At 72.9% G+C, this 16046-nt stretch carries 18 protein-coding genes, 1 tRNA gene and 1 pseudogene; 8 read left to right on the plus strand and 12 right to left on the minus strand.

What is annotated here, in order from left to right:
* Positions 1-77: 77 nt before the first annotated feature.
* The 4 genes from ACZ6JT_RS07555 to ACZ6JT_RS07570 all read right to left on the minus strand — a co-directional run bounded on the left by ACZ6JT_RS07555 (position 78) and on the right by ACZ6JT_RS07570 (position 3156).
* Entirely contained in the window at positions 78-281 is a 204-nt protein-coding gene (locus ACZ6JT_RS07555) for a cold-shock protein (protein WP_030010141.1), read from the minus strand.
* Between the two features lie 246 nt (positions 282-527).
* Positions 528-1685, minus strand: coding sequence for an acetyl-CoA C-acetyltransferase (locus ACZ6JT_RS07560; RefSeq protein WP_469208322.1), 1158 nt, complete (start codon positions 1683-1685; stop codon positions 528-530).
* 23 nt (positions 1686-1708) lie between these two features.
* Positions 1709-2347: a TetR/AcrR family transcriptional regulator gene (locus ACZ6JT_RS07565; protein ID WP_351289559.1), complete on the minus strand. Its 639-nt coding sequence runs from the start codon at positions 2345-2347 to the stop codon at positions 1709-1711.
* A gap of 26 nt (positions 2348-2373) precedes the next feature.
* Entirely contained in the window at positions 2374-3156 is a 783-nt protein-coding gene (locus ACZ6JT_RS07570; protein ID WP_384341926.1) for an SDR family oxidoreductase, read from the minus strand.
* Between the two features lie 161 nt (positions 3157-3317).
* Between ACZ6JT_RS07570 and ACZ6JT_RS07575 the strand changes: the two genes are divergently transcribed.
* Both ACZ6JT_RS07575 and ACZ6JT_RS07580 read left to right on the plus strand, forming a co-directional pair.
* Positions 3318-4463: an acyl-CoA dehydrogenase family protein gene (locus ACZ6JT_RS07575; RefSeq protein WP_469208324.1), complete on the plus strand. Its 1146-nt coding sequence runs from the start codon at positions 3318-3320 to the stop codon at positions 4461-4463.
* On the plus strand, positions 4463-5443 hold the full coding sequence (locus ACZ6JT_RS07580) for an acyl-CoA dehydrogenase family protein (RefSeq protein WP_469208326.1): 981 nt from the start codon (positions 4463-4465) through the stop codon (positions 5441-5443). The genes ACZ6JT_RS07575 and ACZ6JT_RS07580 overlap by 1 nt, the downstream gene beginning before the upstream one ends.
* A 632-nt stretch (positions 5444-6075) precedes the next feature.
* Here ACZ6JT_RS07580 and ACZ6JT_RS07585 read toward each other — a convergent pair.
* Entirely contained in the window at positions 6076-6807 is a 732-nt protein-coding gene (locus ACZ6JT_RS07585) for a class I SAM-dependent methyltransferase (RefSeq protein WP_469208328.1), read from the minus strand.
* 54 nt (positions 6808-6861) lie between these two features.
* On the opposite strand from ACZ6JT_RS07585, the gene ACZ6JT_RS07590 reads away from it, so the two are divergent.
* Positions 6862-7323: a hypothetical protein gene (locus ACZ6JT_RS07590; protein WP_469208330.1), complete on the plus strand. Its 462-nt coding sequence runs from the start codon at positions 6862-6864 to the stop codon at positions 7321-7323.
* 7 nt (positions 7324-7330) lie between these two features.
* Here ACZ6JT_RS07590 and ACZ6JT_RS07595 read toward each other — a convergent pair whose 3' ends face one another.
* Positions 7331-7882 (minus strand): hypothetical protein, encoded by a 552-nt coding sequence (locus ACZ6JT_RS07595; RefSeq protein ID WP_469208332.1) that lies wholly within the window; start codon positions 7880-7882, stop codon positions 7331-7333.
* A gap of 68 nt (positions 7883-7950) precedes the next feature.
* Between ACZ6JT_RS07595 and ACZ6JT_RS07600 the strand changes: the two genes are divergently transcribed.
* Positions 7951-8025 (plus strand) — tRNA-Ala (locus tag ACZ6JT_RS07600).
* Positions 8026-8027: 2 nt separating this feature from the next.
* Here the strand turns inward: ACZ6JT_RS07600 and ACZ6JT_RS07605 are convergent.
* From ACZ6JT_RS07605 to ACZ6JT_RS07615, 3 genes are read right to left on the minus strand one after another with little or no spacing between them, the layout of a single operon-like run.
* Positions 8028-8969 (minus strand): alpha/beta hydrolase, encoded by a 942-nt coding sequence (locus ACZ6JT_RS07605; RefSeq protein ID WP_469208334.1) that lies wholly within the window; start codon positions 8967-8969, stop codon positions 8028-8030.
* On the minus strand, positions 8966-9697 hold the full coding sequence (locus tag ACZ6JT_RS07610) for a glucose 1-dehydrogenase (protein ID WP_469208336.1): 732 nt from the start codon (positions 9695-9697) through the stop codon (positions 8966-8968). Before ACZ6JT_RS07610 ends, ACZ6JT_RS07605 begins: the two co-directional genes overlap by 4 nt.
* Before the next feature lie 3 nt (positions 9698-9700).
* Complete coding sequence (locus ACZ6JT_RS07615) at positions 9701-10822, minus strand: LLM class flavin-dependent oxidoreductase (RefSeq protein WP_469208338.1); 1122 nt, start codon at positions 10820-10822, stop codon at positions 9701-9703.
* A 55-nt stretch (positions 10823-10877) separates the two neighbouring features.
* Between ACZ6JT_RS07615 and ACZ6JT_RS07620 the strand changes: the two genes are divergently transcribed.
* The 4 genes and pseudogenes from ACZ6JT_RS07620 (at position 10878) to ACZ6JT_RS07635 (ending at position 13236) form a co-directional block, all read left to right on the plus strand.
* Complete coding sequence (locus ACZ6JT_RS07620) at positions 10878-11540, plus strand: helix-turn-helix transcriptional regulator (protein WP_469208340.1); 663 nt, start codon at positions 10878-10880, stop codon at positions 11538-11540.
* A 100-nt stretch (positions 11541-11640) separates the two neighbouring features.
* Positions 11641-11763, plus strand: a pseudogene (locus tag ACZ6JT_RS07625) (acyl-CoA dehydrogenase family protein); the annotation flags it as partial.
* A gap of 168 nt (positions 11764-11931) precedes the next feature.
* On the plus strand, positions 11932-12660 hold the full coding sequence (locus tag ACZ6JT_RS07630; protein ID WP_469209571.1) for a VWA domain-containing protein: 729 nt from the start codon (positions 11932-11934) through the stop codon (positions 12658-12660).
* 36 nt (positions 12661-12696) lie between these two features.
* Positions 12697-13236: a pyridoxamine 5'-phosphate oxidase family protein gene (locus ACZ6JT_RS07635; protein WP_469208342.1), complete on the plus strand. Its 540-nt coding sequence runs from the start codon at positions 12697-12699 to the stop codon at positions 13234-13236.
* A gap of 44 nt (positions 13237-13280) precedes the next feature.
* On the opposite strand, the gene ACZ6JT_RS07640 is transcribed toward ACZ6JT_RS07635, so the two are convergent.
* From ACZ6JT_RS07640 to ACZ6JT_RS07650, 3 genes are all read right to left on the minus strand, one after another.
* Positions 13281-14582, minus strand: a complete 1302-nt coding sequence (locus ACZ6JT_RS07640; protein ID WP_469208345.1) for a DUF1906 domain-containing protein — start codon at positions 14580-14582, stop codon at positions 13281-13283.
* A 423-nt stretch (positions 14583-15005) separates the two neighbouring features.
* Positions 15006-15206, minus strand: a complete 201-nt coding sequence (locus ACZ6JT_RS07645; RefSeq protein ID WP_469208346.1) for a DUF397 domain-containing protein — start codon at positions 15204-15206, stop codon at positions 15006-15008.
* On the minus strand, positions 15191-16027 hold the full coding sequence (locus ACZ6JT_RS07650) for a helix-turn-helix domain-containing protein (protein WP_469208348.1): 837 nt from the start codon (positions 16025-16027) through the stop codon (positions 15191-15193). Before ACZ6JT_RS07650 ends, ACZ6JT_RS07645 begins: the two co-directional genes overlap by 16 nt.
* Positions 16028-16046: the final 19 nt, after the last annotated feature.

Genomic DNA, 16046 nt, shown 5'->3' on the forward strand with positions numbered 1-16046 from the left:
GCAGGTACAACTAGGTCGAGACAGCAGACAAGCCGGGGTCCGCACCTCACGGTGCGGACCCCGGCATGCTGAAGGAATTAGGCGGGGATGATGTTCTCCGCCTGGGGGCCCTTCTGACCCTGGGTGACGTCGAAGGACACGCGCTGGCCCTCCTGGAGCTCACGGAAGCCCTGGGTGGCGATGTTCGAGTAGTGGGCGAAGACGTCCGGGCCGCCACCGTCCTGCTCGATGAAGCCGAAGCCCTTTTCCGAGTTGAACCACTTCACGGTGCCAAGTGCCATTTTAAATCTCCTGAATAGGCGGCAAAGGGCCCCATCCGGAGATTCCGGCAAAACAATAAAAGCGCCTGAGGATCATTCCCGTCAGGCGCACATAAAGTTCATGGGTACCACAACTGCAACGAGCTCTAAGCTAGCACACCTCCGTGCGTCGGTGTGGCCGCGACCGTGTGACCTGCTGCGTCCGGGTGAATCGTGCCGGCGGGGCCCCGGCCCCGCCGGGGGTGTCAGGGCCCGCCGGGGCCGGGGTCAGAGCCGCTCGATGATCGTCACGTTGGCCTGGCCGCCGCCCTCGCACATCGTCTGGAGGCCGTAGCGGCCCCCGGTGCGCTCCAGCTCGTGCAGGAGCGTGGTCATCAGCTTCACCCCCGTCGCTCCGAGGGGGTGGCCCAGGGCGATGGCGCCGCCGTTCACGTTGACCCGCTCCGGGTCGGCTCCGGTCTCCTTGAGCCAGGCCAGCACCACCGGGGCGAAGGCCTCGTTGATCTCCACCAGGTCGATGTCGGCGAGCGACATCCCGGTCTTCTTCAGCGCGTACGCCGTCGCCGGGATCGGCGCGGACAGCATGCGGATCGGGTCCTCGCCACGGACCGAGAGGTGGTGGATGCGGGCGCGGGGCCGCAGGCCGTGTTCCCGTACCGCCCGCTCGGAGGCGATCAGCATGGCCGCCGCGCCGTCCGAGACCTGGGAGGAGACCGCGGCGGTGATGGTGCCGCCCTCGACCACCGGCTTGAGGGTCGCCATCTTCTCCAGCGTCGTGTCCCGACGCGGGCCCTCGTCGACGCTCACGTCCCCGTACGCCACCGTCTCGCGTGCGAAGCGGCCCTCGTCGATGGCCCGGACCGCCCGCCGGTGGGAGCGGAGCGCGAACTCCTCCATGTCCTGCCGGCTGATCCCCCACTTCTGCGCGATCAGCTGGGCGCCGTGGAACTGGTTGACCGGGGCGTCGCCGTACCGGGCCCGCCAGCCCGCCGATCCCGCGTACGGGCCCTCCGTGAGCCCCAGGGGCTCCGCCGCCTGCCGCGAGGCGAAGGCGATCGGGATCATCGACATGTTCTGGGTGCCGCCCGCGACGACCAGGTCCTGGGTGCCGGAGAGCACTCCCTGCGCCGCGAAGTGGACGGCCTGCTGCGAGGAACCGCACTGGCGGTCGACGGTGACCCCGGGGACCTCCTCCGGGAGGCCCGCGGCCAGCCAGGCCGTGCGTGCGATGTCGCCGGCCTGCGGACCCACCGTGTCGAGGCAGCCGAACACCACGTCCTCCACGGCGGCCGGGTCCACTCCGGACCGCTCGACCAGCGCCCTCAGGACGTGCGCACCCAGGTCGGCCGGGTGGACGGCGGACAGTCCGCCCTTGCGGCGCCCCACGGGGGTGCGTACCGCGTCGACTATGTAGGCCTCGGGCATCGGGACTCCTCGGATCGGATCTGTCACGTGGGGCGGAGGGCGATCCCGTCCAGCACCATCGACAGGTACTGGCGGGCGATCTCCTCGGGGCTGTGCTGTCCGCCCGGCCGGTACCAGGACGCCGCCACCCACACCGTGTCGCGCACGAAGCGGTAGGTGAGGCGGATGTCGAGGTCGGCCCGGAAGACCTTGGCGGCGACTCCCCGCTCCAGCGTCCCCAGCCAGGCCTTCTCGAACTTCTGCTGCGAGTCGGACAGGTAGTGGAAGCGGGGCTGCGCGGAGAGGGTGCGGGACTCCTTCTGGTAGATCGCGACGGCGGCGCGGTGCCGGTCGATCTCCCGGAAGGACTCGGTGACGAGGGCCTCGATGGTCTCCCTGGGGCCGAGACCGGCGGCGAGGACGGTGTCGTACCCCTCCCACAGTTCGGTCAGGAAGGCCGAGAGGATCTCGTCGAGCATCGATTCCTTGGAATCGAAGTGGTAGTAGAGGCTGCCGGCGAGCATGCCGGCGGCGTCGGCGATCTTGCGGACGGTGGTGGCGTTGTAGCCCTGGGCGGCGAAGACCTCGGCGGCGGTGTCGAGGAGTTCACGGCGCCGCTCGGGCGAGGCCGTCACCTGCGGCTTCTTCTTGGGTGTCGGCTGGTTCGGCTGGTTCGTTGGCACGCGCCCATTCTCGGCCAAGGCATCCGCTAGGCGTGCTGGCTGCTGACCGAGACGGTCTCGCCCGTCATGTACGAGGAATAGCCGCTGGCCAGGAAGACGATGACGTTGGCGACCTCCCAGGGTTCGGCGTACCGGCCGAAGGCCTCGCGGGCGGTCAGCTCGGCCAGCAGCTCCGCGCTGGTGACCTTCACCAGGTGCGGGTGCATGGCCAGGCTCGGGGCGACCGCGTTGATCCGTACGCCGAACTCCGCGGCCTCCAGGGCCGCGCAGCGGGTCAGTGCCATCACCCCGGCCTTGGCGGCCGCGTAGTGGGCCTGGCCGGTCTGGGCGCGCCAGCCGACGACGGAGGCGTTGTTGACGACGACCCCGCCCGCGCCGGACGCCTTGAACGAGCGCAGTGCGGCGCGGGTGCAGCGGAAGGTGCCGTTCAGGGTGACGTCGAGGACCTTGCCCCACTGTTCGTCGGTCATGTCGACGAGGGCGGCGGTGCCGCCGAGTCCGGCGTTGTTGACGACGACGTCGAGGCGGCCGTGGGTCTGTTCGGCGAGCGCGAAGAGGGCGGCGACCTGGTCCTCGTCGGTGACGTCGCAGGGCAGTGAGGCGACCCGGTCCGCGCCGAACTCGGCGGCGAGCGCCTCCTCGGTCTCCTTGAGGCGGCGGGCGTGGGCGTCTCCGATGACGATGCGGGCGCCCTCCTCCAGGAAGCGGCGGGCGGTGGCCCCGCCGATCCCGGCCCCGGCGGCCGCGGTGATGACGGCGGTGCGGTCCTTCAGCAGTCCGTGCCCGGGGACGTAGTCGGGGGTGCTCACGCCCGTACCTCCTGGGGAAGGCCGAGGAACTCCTCGACGCTGCTCATGGCCGTACGTTAACCTACCAAACACTTGTTAGGGAAGGATCCCGCATACCCGAAGCCCCGGTGGTGCTGCTGTACGAGTGGCGCGGCCCGGTCTGTGAAGGAGGCGAACGGCTGATGGAGCTGGTGCACACGGCGGACACGGAGGCCTTCCGGGCCGAGGCGCGCGCCTGGCTGGCCGAGCACGTACCGGCGCGGCCGCTGCCCTCGCTCGAGACGCGGGAGGGGTTCGCGGCCCACCGGGAATGGGAGGCGCTGCTGCACGCGGACCGCTGGTCGGTGGTGTCCTGGCCCGAGGAGTACGGGGGCCGGGGCGTCGACCTCGTGAAGTGGCTGGTCTTCGAGGAGGAGTACTGGGCTGCGGGCGCGCCCGGCCGCGTCTCGCAGAACGGCATCAACCTGCTCGCGCCGACCCTCTTCGACCACGCGACGGCCGAGCAGCGGGCCCGGGTGCTGCCGTCGACGGCGAGCGGCGAGGTGATCTGGGCGCAGGCCTGGTCGGAGCCGGAGTCGGGCTCCGACCTGGCCTCGCTGAAGTCGCGGGCGGTGCGGACGGAGGGCGGCTGGCTGCTGTTCGGGCAGAAGACCTGGTCCTCGCGGGCGGCCTTCGCCGACCGCGCCTTCGGGATCTTCCGCACCGACCCGGACACCCCGAAACCGCACCAGGGACTGACGTACCTGATGTTCGACCTGCGGGCGCCGGGGGTCACGGTGCGGCCCATCGGCCGCCTCGACGGCAAGCCGGCCTTCGCGGAGCTCTTCCTGGACGGGGTCTTCGTACCGGACGGGGACGTGATCGGGGAGCCGGGGCAGGGCTGGCGGATCGCGATGTCGACGACCGGCAACGAGCGGGGGTTGACCCTGCGCTCCCCCGGCCGCTTCCTGGCGGCGGCGGACCGGCTGGCCGCGCTGTGGCGCGCGCAGGGGGACCCCTCGGACACCGCGCTGCGGGACCGGGTGGCGGACGCGGTGGTCGGAGCGCGCGCCTACGAGCTGTTCACCTGGGCGGGCGCCGCCCGGTTCGCGGCGGGCGAGCCCCTCGGGGCCGAGTCCAGCCTGAACAAGGTGTTCTGGTCGGAGTACGACATCGCCCTGCACGAGACGGCGCTGGACCTGCTGGGCGCGGACGCCGAGCTCGCGGAGGGCGAGTGGGCCGAGCCGTGGGTGTTCTCCCTGGCCGGGCCGATCTACGCGGGGACGAACGAGATCCAGCGCGACATCATCGCCGAGCGGCTGCTCGGCCTTCCGAAGGGCCGCCGCTGATGCGCTTCCTGCCGACCGACGAGCAGTCGGACTTCGCCCGTACGCTGCGCTCCCTGCTGGGCGCGGCGGAGGTCCCGGCGGCGGTACGGGCCTGGGCGGGCGGCGAGCACGGACCGGGGCGGGAGCTGCGGTCCCGGCTCGCGGGGACGGGCCTGTTCGCGCTGGCCGCGCCGGAGCCCTACGAGGGCCTCGGGCTGCTCCCGCTGGAGCTGTCCCTCGGTTTCGTGGAGCTGGGCCGGGCGGGGGTGCCGGGGCCGCTGGTGGAGAGCGCGGCCGTGTCGGTCCTCCTGTCGGAGCTGGGTGACGAGGGGCTGGCGAAACGGTTCGTCCCGGGTCTGGTCGCGGGCGAGTCCTCGGCCACGCTGACCCTGCCGGGCGGCGGCCCGTACGCCCTGGACGCGGACGCGGCCACGCACTGCTTCACCGTGTCGCCGGCGGGCGAACTGCGGCTGGCGGGCGGGCACGGCGAACTGCTCACCTCGACGGACCCGGCGCGGCGGCTGTACCGGCCGGCCCCGGACGGCGAACTGCTGGCCGCGGGCCCGGCGGTGGCGGCGGCGGCGGGGGTGGCCCTGCGGTGGGCGCGCCTGCTGACGGCGGCCCAGTGCCTGGGCGTGGGCGAGGCGCTGCTGGCCAGGACGGTGGAGTACGCGAAGCAGCGCACGCAGTTCGGCACCCCGATCGGGTCCTTCCAGGCGGTGAAGCACCGCCTGGCGGACACCCTGCTCGCCCTGGAGTTCGCCCGCCCGCTGGTCTGGGCGGCGGCCCTGTCACCGGCCGCGCCGGACGTGGCGGCGGCGAAGCTGTCGGCGGGCGAGGCCTGCCACCGGGCCGCGATGACCGCGCTCCAGCTGCACGGCGCGGTCGGCTACACGGAGGAACTGGACCTCTCCCTGTGGCTCCGCAAGGCCCGCCCCCTACGCGACGCGTGGGGCACACCGTCGACCTGCCGGGCGGAGGTCTTGCGGCGGGAAGGGTAGGGGGCCGGTCGGCTGTGCCACTTGGGCGGGGGCGGGGGTCGGCTGCGCCGCTCGGGGCGGTGTGGGTGGCCTGTCACGGCGCGGCCTAGCCGGGAGGGGGGTCGGTTGGGGTGGGGGCGGGCGCGCGCCGGGGCGTCTCCTCGGGCGCCAAACGTGTCGGGGTGTCGGACAGCTCGGCGGGAGTGCGTTTGGCACCCTGCGGGGATCACCCCGACACACACCCACCCCCACCCCAACCGACCCGGCCCGCCCCGCCACCCGGTGCTGGCGCACCATCCGGCCTCGCCGCGCAAATCCAGCCTCAGCCGAGCAAATCCAGCCCCTCCGGCGTTTGAGGAGCGGGGCCCGGGGCGGAGCCCCGATCTTTGAGCCGCGCCCTCCAGCCGTACCGCACCACTCCAGCCTCAGCCGAGCAAATCCAGCCCCTCCGGCGTTTGAGGAGCGGGGCCCGGGGCGGAGCCCCGATCTTTGAGCCGCACTGGCCAGCCGGACCGCACCAATTCAGCCCCTCCGGCGATTGAGGAGCGGGGTCCAGGGCGGAGCCCCGATCTTTGAGCCGCGCTGGCCAGGCGGGCCGCACCCGGGGTCCCCCCGGACGGAGCCTGGGGGAGGGTGCGGGGCGGGGCCCCGCGTTACGGGCGGGCGACGGCGAGGGTCACGACGTACTGCTCCTCGACGGTGCCGTCCGGGAAGCGCGGCGCCAGCAGCTCCCGCTCCGCCGCGAAGTACTCGCGGGTGCCGGCCTCGCCGAGGACCAGGAACGCGGAGTGGCTCGCGAGATTGGCGAGGTGCCCGTCGAGCGTGATCCGGCGCGACCACCGCACGGTGCGCGTGGTGAACCCGCCCAGCCCCTCCAACAGGGTGCGGAAGCCGTTCACCCCCTCGGTGACCCGGAAGAAGACGCGCAGCCGCTCCTCCTGCTCGGCGATCCACGGCACGCCGGAGTCCGTGTCGTTCCACCAGACGGCGAGCGCCCCGCCCGGACGCAGGACCCGGCGGGCCTCGGGGACCGAGCGGGCCGGGTCGGTCCAGTGCCAGGCCTGGGCGTAAGTGAGGAGGTCGAAGGCGCCGCTCGCCAGCGGCAGCCGGTCCCCGTCCCCGCGCACGAGCGGGATCGAGGGGTTCGCCCGCCGGAACTCGGCGGCCATCCCGTCCCCGGGTTCCACGGCGACGACCTCGGCCCCGCGCTCGTACAGCAGCGCGGTGGCGATCCCGGTTCCCGCTCCCACGTCGGCCACGCGCGCCCCGGCGAGGGGCCGCCCGGCGAGCTCCTCCAGGGCGTCGTACAGGGCCGGCGGGTAGCCCGGCCGGTGCGCGGCGTACAGAGCGGCTGCGGAATCGAAGGAACGGGCGCGTGTCGTCATGCGTCCATTGTTTTCGATCACGCAAACGAGCAACAAGAACGAGGTACCGGAAACATGCGAAGGACGAAGACCGCGCTGTCCGCGATGACGCTGTGCGCGGCGGCGGTTCTCCTGACGGGCTGCGGCAGCGACGCCCCGAAGCCGGCCGCCGACAGCGGCAAGCCCACTGCCGCCGCTCCGGCGCCCGCGTCGTCCGCGCCGCCGGCCAAGTCCGGGGGCGCGACGCACGAGGTGACCCTGGAGGTCGGCGGCACCGGCAAGACGGCGGTCATGTACAGCGGCATCGGAAGCGGTTTCGAGCAGCAGACCCTGCCGTGGTCGAAGTCGGGGACCGCCGAACTCACGGCCGCGGAGCGGAAGGTGGGCTACCTGGTGAATGTCGTCCCGGGCACGGTCACGGGCGCCGACGGCAAGCTCCAGCAGGCGCCGTGCACCATCAAGGTCGACGGCAAGCTGGTCGCGGAGAGCGACGGCGTCAAGAACACGAAGGGCTGCTCCTACCTCATCAAGGAGTAGCCGCGGTTCAGGCGCGGGGGCGGCGCAGGCACAGCACGCCGAGGGTGGCGCTCTGGAGCAGGAGCAGGGCCGCGGTGCCGGCCGCCTGCCAGAGCGGGCGGCCCGGGCGCCCGCCCACGGACCAGGACGGGCCGTCCGGGTCCGTCGTCACGGTCAGACGGGCTCCGACCTGCAGGTCCAGGGTGACCGGTCCGGGCAGGTCGCGGCCCGCCTCCGTGCGCAGGCGCAGGGACGGGGCGTAGCCGGAGCCGTCCTCCACCATCGTGCGCGAGGCGACGACCGCCGTCTCCTCCCGGCCGCGTTCGTGGAGGGTGTGCCGGTCCCAGGTGATCCCGGCGAGCGCCACGATCCCCACCGCGAAGAGGGCGACCGCGGTGCGGGCGACGAACTCCGCACCGGTGCCGTGGGGGACGGCCGCGCCGAGGACGAAGACGGCCAGCAGGACCGGGACCCAGGCCCACTCGGGCCCGCGCAGCAGCAGGACCGCACCGAACTCCGCGACCAGGAGGAGGCCGTTGCGCAGGATCGCCCCGACCAGCCGTCGTGTCAGTTCCGCCATGGACACATCATGCCCCGCGAAACTCCGGTGCGCTGCGCTCCCGGCCGCCCGTAGGATCCGGGGCAAGGGCGGGGTCGTAGCACAGAGGTAGTGCGCCTACACAGCATGGAGGAGGACGCCGGTTCGAATCCGGCCGCCCCGCCCCCTATTCGCCCCCTTGCCGAGGGGTGGCCGTCAGCCAGGCCGCGGCCGCCGCGAGGGCGGCCCGCCCGGCCGGCAGCGGCAGCCCCAGGAACCCGTGGAAGACGCCCGGGTGGAGCTGGACCGTGCAGTCGACGCCGGCCGCCGCGAGTCGGCGGGCGTAGGCGAGGCCCTCGTCCCGCAGCACGTCGCAGTCCGCGAGGACGACCAGCGCGGGCGGGAGGCCCGCGAGGTCGGGGGCGCACAGCGGTGAGACGTGCGGATGCCGCGGGTCTCCGCCGTACTCGTCCCAGTACCAGGCCATGTGGGCGGCGGTGTGGAAGTAGCCCTCCGCGTACGTCTCCACCGAGGCGCGGCCCATCGAGGCGTCCAGCGGCGGATAGAACAGCAGCTGGCCCGCGAGGAGTTCGGGCGCGCGCAGCGCGGTCACCGCGGCGAGGTTGCCGCCGCTGGAGTCCCCCGCCACCACCACCCGGCCCGGGTCGCAGCCGAGTGCGGGCGCCTCCTCGCGGGCCCACAGCAGGACGGCGAGCGCGTCGTCCACGGCCGCTGGCCAGGGCTGCTCGGGGGCGAGCCGGTAGTCGACGGAGACGACCACCGCGCCCGAGGCCGCCGCGAGCGTGCGGCACGTCGCGTCGTGGGTGTCCAGGCCGCACATCACCCAGCCGCCGCCGTGCAGGAAGACGACCAGGGGGCGCCCGCGCGCGCCCGGCGCGGGATCGTAGATCCGCACCGGGACCCCGCCCGCGACCGTGTCGGACACCGAGGCCACGGTCGGGCCCGGCCGGGCGGACACCGCCCCCGCCGCCGCCCGCAGGGCAGCCGTGTCGCCCGGCCCCGGAAAGCCCGCGGTCATCGCGTCGCACAGCAGCCGGGCCGCCGGCGACAGGGGATCGCCCGCGCCCTCGTGACCCGTACCGTCGTCGTGCGTGGGGGCGTCGCTCATGCCGTCGTCATCCCGCCGTCGACGGTGAACTCCGCGCCCGTCACGTACGAGGACGCGTCCGAGCAGAGGAAGAGGACGAGCTCCCCGACCTCCTCCGGCCGGCCCATCCGCCCCAGCGGCAGGTGCGACCAGTCGCGGCCCGCCACCGCCTCGGCCACCATGGGGGTGTCGATGGCCCCCGGGTGCACCGAGTTGACCCGGATCCGGTCCCCGGCCAGGTCGAGCGCCGCCGACCGGGTCAGTCCGCGCACCCCGAACTTGGTGGAACCGTAGGCCGCGTGGCCCGGTATCCCGACCAGTCCGGCGGTGGAGGAGACGTTGACGACGGAGCCGCCCCCGCCCGCCCGCAGCACCGGCGCCACGGCCTGGATGCCGAGGAACGGCCCCAGCAGGTTGACCCGCAGCAGGGCCTCGAAGTCGTCGAGCCGCTGCTGCTCCACGTGGGCCGTGCGCCACAGGGCGGCGTTGTTGACCAGCGCCGACACGGCGCCGAAGGCACGGACGGCCTCCCTCACCACCGTCGCCCAGCTCGTCGCGTCGGCCACGTCGTGGCGGACGTACAGACCCTGGTCGCCGAGTTCCGCGGCCACCGCCCGGCCCTCGTCCTCCCGTACGTCCGTGACGACCACCCGCGCCCCCGCCTGCGCGAACAGCCGGGCGCCGGCGGCGCCCTGGCCGCGCCCGGCGCCGGTGACCACGACGACCTTCCCTTCGAGGGAGACACCCACGGCTCAGCCCTCCAGCGCGCGGAAGTGCGGGATGACCTTCTCGCCCCACTGGCGGATGGTCTCCATGCACGCCTCCTGGGGCACCGTGCCCATCTGGATCAGGCACATCACCTCGTCGACGCCGATCCCGCGCAGCTGCTCGACGTAGGCGATGGCGGTCTCGGCGCTGCCGTACGCGTGGTCCGCGTTGTAGGTGCCCGTGTCGACCGGGCGGGCCGGGATGTTCGCCTCGTGCAGGCGGGCGACGAGCTCCTCGCGGCCCTTGGCCAGCGCCCCCACGTGGTCGTCCTCCTCGGCGTGCGCGCTGGGCACGGGTCCGTTGCCGTACCAGTGCGCGATGGCCTCGGCGAAGAAGCGCTGGCCGCGGGTGCCGAGCCGCAGGGCCCGCTCGGCGTCGTCGAGGACGACGGTCGGGCAGAGGGCGGACAGGTGGTCGTTGACCTCGGACGACACCAGGCGCTCACCGGTGCGCGTGGCGATGGCCTCGTCGTAGACCTTGCGCATGGCGCGTACGTCGTCGGCTCCGGCGAAGCCCATCACGAGGGCGTCGGTGCCCAGTTCGGCGGCCAGCTTGAGCGTGTCGTGCTTCGAGCAGGCCATGAAGAGCGGCGGGTGCGGGTCCTGGACCGGGCGGGGCAGGATCGCGCCCGGCCCGATGTCGAGGGAGCCGTGCCATTCGAACTCCGGCTCCCGCCAGGCGGCGGAGAAGATCCGCAGCGCCTCCTCCATCTGCGGGTAGGTGTCCTCGGGCCGGACCCCGAACATGGACATCTCCCGGCGGGTGGCCCCGCGGCCGGCGCCGATGTCGACGCGGCCGCCGGAGAGCACGTCGAGCATGGCCGCGCGCTCGGCGACGCGCACCGGGTGCTGATAGCCGAAGGGCATGGTGACGACGCCGTGGCCGATGCGGATCCGCCGGGTACGGGCGGCCACCCAGGTCAGGAAGATCTCGGAGGCGCTCATGTGCGCGTACCGGGTCAGGGAGTGGTGCTCGACCGCCCAAATGCGGTCGAATCCCATCTCCTCGGCGAAGACGGCCTGTTCGACGCAGTCGTGGATGACCTGGCGCTCGCGCGCCGGGGTCGGGTCGACGAGCTGCGCCTCGAAGATCATCGAGAACTTCACGGGGCCTCCGTGGGATCAGAGCGCTGTATTTCTAATCGAAATACTTCTAGCAGTCATGTCTTGCAGGGGGAAGGCCGCCGCTAGGACCGGTCGTAGACTGCGCTGCGTGGCAGACGAGACGAACAAGCGCGCGCTCCCCGCGACCAGCTGGGCAGTGCTCGGACTGCTCTCCTTCGGAGAGGAGCTCTCCGGCTACGACCTGAAGAAGTGGTCGGACGCGTCGCTGCGGTTCTTCTACTGGAGCCCGTCGTTCAGCCAGATCTACAGCGAGCTCAAGCGCCTGGAGAAGGCCGGCTACGCCTCCTCGCGGATGGTCGCCCAGGACACCGGGACCCGCGACAAGCGGGTGTACCGGATCACCGACGAGGGCATGACGGCCGTACGGGAATGGGCCCGCGAGGCCCCCGTCGACCCGCCCGTCCTCAAGCACGGGCCGATGCTGCGGCTGTGGCTGGGCCACCTGCTGGAGCCGGAGCAGATGCGCGAAGTGCTCGTACGTCAGCAGGAGTTCGCGGAGCAGATGCGCCGGCGCGCGGTGGCCGACGTGGAGGGCGCGGAGGCGGAGGCGGCGTGGGCGTACCCGACGCTCACCCTCAAGTGGGCGGAGCGGTACTACACCTCCGAGCGCGACCTCGCGGCGAAGATGCTCGAAGACATCGACGAGCTCGCAGGGCTCGACGGGCCCGGCAGGCCGGGGGAGCTCGGCGAGCTGCCGTAGGAGCGCCGGAAGTACAGCTGCGGCGGAGCGCGGGTGTGCTGTTGCCGCCCGCACGCCAGGGCACGCCCGCGAACGTGTCCTGGAGTGCGGGCGGTTGGAGGTGTCGGTCCGCTACGCGAAGGACCGCATCCGGTTCGGCCGGCCCATCGGCGCCTTCCAGGTGGTGAAGCACCGGCTCGCCGACACACACACCGCGGTGGGAACGGCCGGGGGGCTCGCCCACGTAGCGGCCGCCGCCGACGCCCCGCCGCGGCTCGCGGCCGCCGCCAAGCCGGCCCGCTCACGGGCGGGCCCACGGCTCCGCCCTCCCCTGCGGCCCACCGGCCGCGCAGCGGGTCCGGCTTGCCGCAGACGTCGGTTTCGGCGGGGCGCTCTGCCGTACCCTCGCCCCATGACGGGCAGCGCGATAGACCTCCGCAAGGTCGAGCAGACGGCTCCGGCCCTCGTGAACCTCTACAAGAGCGCCGGGGTCTCCCTGCGCAAGTACGGCCTGGAGGGCGGGCGCGCCGCGGTCTACCTGGTGCTGGACTACTCCGGGTCGATGCGCCCGTACTACGCCGACGGCAGTGTTCAGGCCCTCGCCGACCGGGTGCTGGGACTCTCCGCGCACCTGGACGACGACGGCCGCGTACCGGTGGTCTTCTTCTCCACGGAGGTGGACGCGGTGGAGGAGATCTCCCTGGCCGGGCACGAGGGGAGGGTCACCGAGATCGCCTCCCGTCTCGGCCACATGGGCAAGACGGCCTACGACGCGGCGATGGACGCCGTGATCGACCACTACCTGGACTCGGGTGCGACGGACCCGGCCTTGGTCGTCTTCCAGACGGACGGCGGTCCACTCAGCAAGATCGCGGCGGAGAGGTACCTGTGCAAGGCGGCCCGACTGCCGCTGTTCTGGCAGTTCGTCGGCTTCGGCAACACGCGCAGCACCCAGTTCGACTTCCTGCGCCGGCTGGACGAACTGCCCGTCCCGTCCCGGCGCGTGGTGGACAACGCCGGTTACTTCCACGCCGGCCTGGATCCTCGTACCGTCCCGGACGCGGAACTGTACGACCGGCTGGTCGGGGAGTTCCCGGCCTGGCTGGCGGCGGCGCGCGGCGCGGGCATCGTGCGCGCCTGACCCGGGACCGCCCCGGCCACGCGCTTTCATGGACGTATGACGCACACCAGCTGGGCAGTCTTCGAGAAGGCGGAGCCGGAGTTCGCGGCGGCCGTCCAGGCGCGCTTCGCGCAGTACCCGCACCACGTCCTGGCCACCCTCCGCAAGGACGGCTCCCCCCGGGTGTCCGGGCTGAACGTCGACATCCGCGGCGGTGAGCTGTGGCTCGGCATGATGGCGGGGTCGATGAAGGCCAGGGACCTCCAGCACGACCCGCGCTTCGCCCTGCACACCAATCCGGGCGTGGGCGAGGACATGCCCGACGGGGACGTACGGATCTCCGGGCGGGCGGTGGAGTTGGTGGACCCGCCCGAGCTGCACCGGTACGCGGAGGAGACGGAGACCCCGCATCCGTTCCACCTCTTCTACGCCGACCTGGCGGAGGTCGTCCACATCGGCGTGGAAGGCGATGACCTGGTGCTGCGGTCGTGGACCCCGGCGCGCGGCGTGCACACCGTCCGCCGGGGCAACGACGACGAGCCGCCGCGCGAGGACCCGGAGCCGGGTGAGCCGGCACCGGGCGGCGCGGCCGGCTGAGCGGTTCGGCGCCGGCTGAGGGGTTCGACCGGTTGAGGGTTCGGCTAGCTGAGCGGGGGCAGGCCGCCGATCGGGCCGAGGGCGGCCGGGTCCACGTCCACCCAGTTGCGGTCGATGTTGATGGTGACCCCGCCGTAGGTGGCGTCGTGGTCGCCGCGGAACTGGTGGGCCCGGCGCGGCCCGGCCCACTGTGCCGTGCCCGCCGGCAGCCCCATGTCGGCGTCGCCGACGGAGGCCGAGAGGTTCCAGCGGGCGGCCCACAGCACGTCCGGCATGGCCTGCGGGGCCTGGTGGTAGTGGGCGCTCAGCGCCTTGACCCCGGAGCTCACCGAGACGTAGGCGGCGGAGCGGAAGCCCAGCTCGTGCAGCCGCTCCGTCCAGGCGGTCAGGTAGGCGACGACCGGAGCGTCCCAGGTGGCGCGGTCCGTGTAGTTCTCCAGGTCGTTGTAGAGCAGCGTGCCCTCGGGCATGCCGAGGGACCGGGCGGCGTCCACCGCGCCCTCGGCTGCCTCCCGGCCCTGCCCGTTGGCCGCGGAGGGGTCGGTGGACAGGCCGGTGCTGGAGCTGTTCCAGGGCTGCGGGCCCACCCAGATCGGCATCAGGTGCCAGCCCGCGGCGGCCTGCCGCTCGACCCAGCGGGCCGTGAGCCGCGGCTGGGCGCAGGCCCGGGCGCGGCCGCCGATGTAGACGCCGATCGCGCGGAAGGGGGAATCGGCCCGCCAGGTGTCCATGGCATGCTGCGTCGGGGCGGTGCAGGCGTCGAAGCCCTCGCCCTTGTAGGCGTCCTGAACCCCGCGGTGCTTCCCCCCGCCGGGGGCCACGGCGGGCGTCGCGGGGCGCGGGTCGGGGGTGGCCGCGCCCGGGTGCGCGCTCAGGGCGCGCGCCCGGGTGAGGACCCTGCGTACGGCGTCGGGCGCGTCCCCGTAGGAGACGGTGGCCATGACCCCGGGCCGGAGCAGGGCGTAGCGCAGCTCGTTGCTGGCGGAGGAGTGGGGGGCTTCGGGCAGGGCGGGGGCGGTCTCGACGGTGACGGTGGGGACGTCGGCGCGTTCGGGAGCCCCGTCGAGCGGTTCGAGGTGCAGGGTGTCGGCGCGGTCGGCGACGGCCCGGCCGGCGCATTCGCTCTGGGTGCCGGCGTGGCCGAGGTACAGGGTGGGCAGGTCGAGCCGGAGGCAGGCGGCGGGATCACGGTCGAGGTCGACGACCCGCCAGTCGGCGGGGACGGTGAGGCGCAGCCCGTGGTAGTCGACGGTCTGCCGGTCGGCGGCGGCTACGGAGGACTGGACGGACAGCAGCAGGGCGGCGGCGCCGAGCAGCCCGCTCAGCAGGGTTCGGGTGGGGGCCATGCTGGAGATGGTTACCAGACGAGAAGTCCCTCAACTGCACCTCCGCGGCGCGCAGATGGACCGTCCGGCCTAGACCGTCCCTTCCGGATCTTGGCGGGCCCGCGTGGCCGGGCACCGCCCCCCGGGCGTCCCGGCACCGCCGGGCATCACCCGCACGAGCGAATCGGGCTCGGCCCCGTCGTTCGGCGGGCTACGGCCCTCGCCCACCGGGGGTCGTCCCGGAGGGGACGCCGGTAGCGGCCGAAGCCAGTTGCGTTGGCTTGGGGGTGAACCGGTCTCGCCCGGATGCTCGACCTGGCCGCGCTCGGGCACGTGGGCGTACGGGTCGTGGAGAAGTGACCGCGCGGACGCCGGCCGGCGACGAACGAGAGCAGCTACACCTCGCGGAAGGCGAGCCGATCCTCAGTCATAGGTCGCGGCGGATCAGGCTCGGTGCTTCACGGCCTCGATGAACGGCGCCCACGCGGCGGCCGGGAACATCAGCACCGGGCCCGCGCCCGCGAGCTTGCTGTCGCGCACGGGGACCACACCGGGGAGGTCGTCGAACACCTCCACGCAGTCTCCGCCCTCTCCGTTGCTGTACGAGGACTTCCGCCAGGACAAACCGTTCAGGTCTGCGCGCATGTCGCGTACTCCTCCGCCACCGACTCGATCAAGGTCAGGGACATCTCCGGCGACAGCGCAGCGGCCCTGGCAAGATCGTATGACCTCCAGTACCGCTGGACCAGCGCCGGATAGTCGAGCAACTGCCCCGCGTGGGGCCCCTCCGTGTAGGCGACGTCGGGTGCGTCGGCGAACTGCAGGATGCGCACGAGCGAATTCAGCGCCCCATGGGCGCCGGCCGAGAACGGCACCACCTGCACGGTGATCCGATGGGCCCGGACGTACGACGCGATGTGCCTCAACTGGGCGGCCATCACAGCAGGTCCCCCGACCACGGTCCGCAGCACCGACTCGTGCAGGACGACCCACATCTCGGGGGTCTCCGGATCGGCGAGGAGCCGCGCTCGTTCGATACGTGCTGCGACCAGGGCTTCAACGCGCTCGGCAAGCGCCGTCGGACTGGCAGCCCGGATCACGGCCCTGGCGTAGTCCTCCGTCTGAAGCAGACCGGGAACCAGCGTGCAGGCGTACTCGTAGGTGGCGGTCGCCACGCCTTCCAACTCGGCCACGGCGGCGAAGTACTCGATGTGCTTGGACTTGAAGGCCCTGGCCATGCGGAAGAAGTAGTCCCCCGTGTTCAACTCCCTGTCGATCAGTTTCGCGATCTCAGGGCGCAGTCGACGCTGCCCGCTCTCCATCATCCCGACGTACGACCCTGTAGCGAAGATCCGCTCGCCCAGTCCCTCCTGGGTCAACCCCGCCGCCTCGCGCTTCCCCCGCAGTTCCTCGCGGGCGAACTCCTCCGGAGTCTCCGCGCCACCCTCGTCCTTCGGCTTGGCCATGAGCCAACTCCCCGCTTCC

It is taken from the genome of Streptomyces sp. NPDC046308 (assembly GCF_055588065.1).

What these genes read in the sequence shown, in the direction of transcription:
- ACZ6JT_RS07595 (WP_469208332.1), bottom strand. Translation starts at nt 7,882, where the DNA reads ATGGCGGAACTGACACGACGGCTGGTCGGGGCGATCCTGCGCAACGGC.
- ACZ6JT_RS07580 (WP_469208326.1), top strand. Translation starts at nt 4,463, where the DNA reads ATGCGCTTCCTGCCGACCGACGAGCAGTCGGACTTCGCCCGTACGCTG.
- ACZ6JT_RS07555 (WP_030010141.1), bottom strand. Translation starts at nt 281, where the DNA reads ATGGCACTTGGCACCGTGAAGTGGTTCAACTCGGAAAAGGGCTTCGGC.
- ACZ6JT_RS07605 (WP_469208334.1), bottom strand. Translation starts at nt 8,969, where the DNA reads ATGAGCGACGCCCCCACGCACGACGACGGTACGGGTCACGAGGGCGCG.
- ACZ6JT_RS07590 (WP_469208330.1), top strand. Translation starts at nt 6,862, where the DNA reads ATGCGAAGGACGAAGACCGCGCTGTCCGCGATGACGCTGTGCGCGGCG.
- ACZ6JT_RS07635 (WP_469208342.1), top strand. Translation starts at nt 12,697, where the DNA reads ATGACGCACACCAGCTGGGCAGTCTTCGAGAAGGCGGAGCCGGAGTTC.
- ACZ6JT_RS07645 (WP_469208346.1), bottom strand. Translation starts at nt 15,206, where the DNA reads ATGCGCGCAGACCTGAACGGTTTGTCCTGGCGGAAGTCCTCGTACAGC.
- ACZ6JT_RS07560 (WP_469208322.1), bottom strand. Translation starts at nt 1,685, where the DNA reads ATGCCCGAGGCCTACATAGTCGACGCGGTACGCACCCCCGTGGGGCGC.
- ACZ6JT_RS07585 (WP_469208328.1), bottom strand. Translation starts at nt 6,807, where the DNA reads ATGACGACACGCGCCCGTTCCTTCGATTCCGCAGCCGCTCTGTACGCC.
- ACZ6JT_RS07630 (WP_469209571.1), top strand. Translation starts at nt 11,932, where the DNA reads ATGACGGGCAGCGCGATAGACCTCCGCAAGGTCGAGCAGACGGCTCCG.
- ACZ6JT_RS07640 (WP_469208345.1), bottom strand. Translation starts at nt 14,582, where the DNA reads ATGGCCCCCACCCGAACCCTGCTGAGCGGGCTGCTCGGCGCCGCCGCC.
- ACZ6JT_RS07650 (WP_469208348.1), bottom strand. Translation starts at nt 16,027, where the DNA reads ATGGCCAAGCCGAAGGACGAGGGTGGCGCGGAGACTCCGGAGGAGTTC.
- ACZ6JT_RS07575 (WP_469208324.1), top strand. Translation starts at nt 3,318, where the DNA reads ATGGAGCTGGTGCACACGGCGGACACGGAGGCCTTCCGGGCCGAGGCG.
- ACZ6JT_RS07620 (WP_469208340.1), top strand. Translation starts at nt 10,878, where the DNA reads ATGTCTTGCAGGGGGAAGGCCGCCGCTAGGACCGGTCGTAGACTGCGC.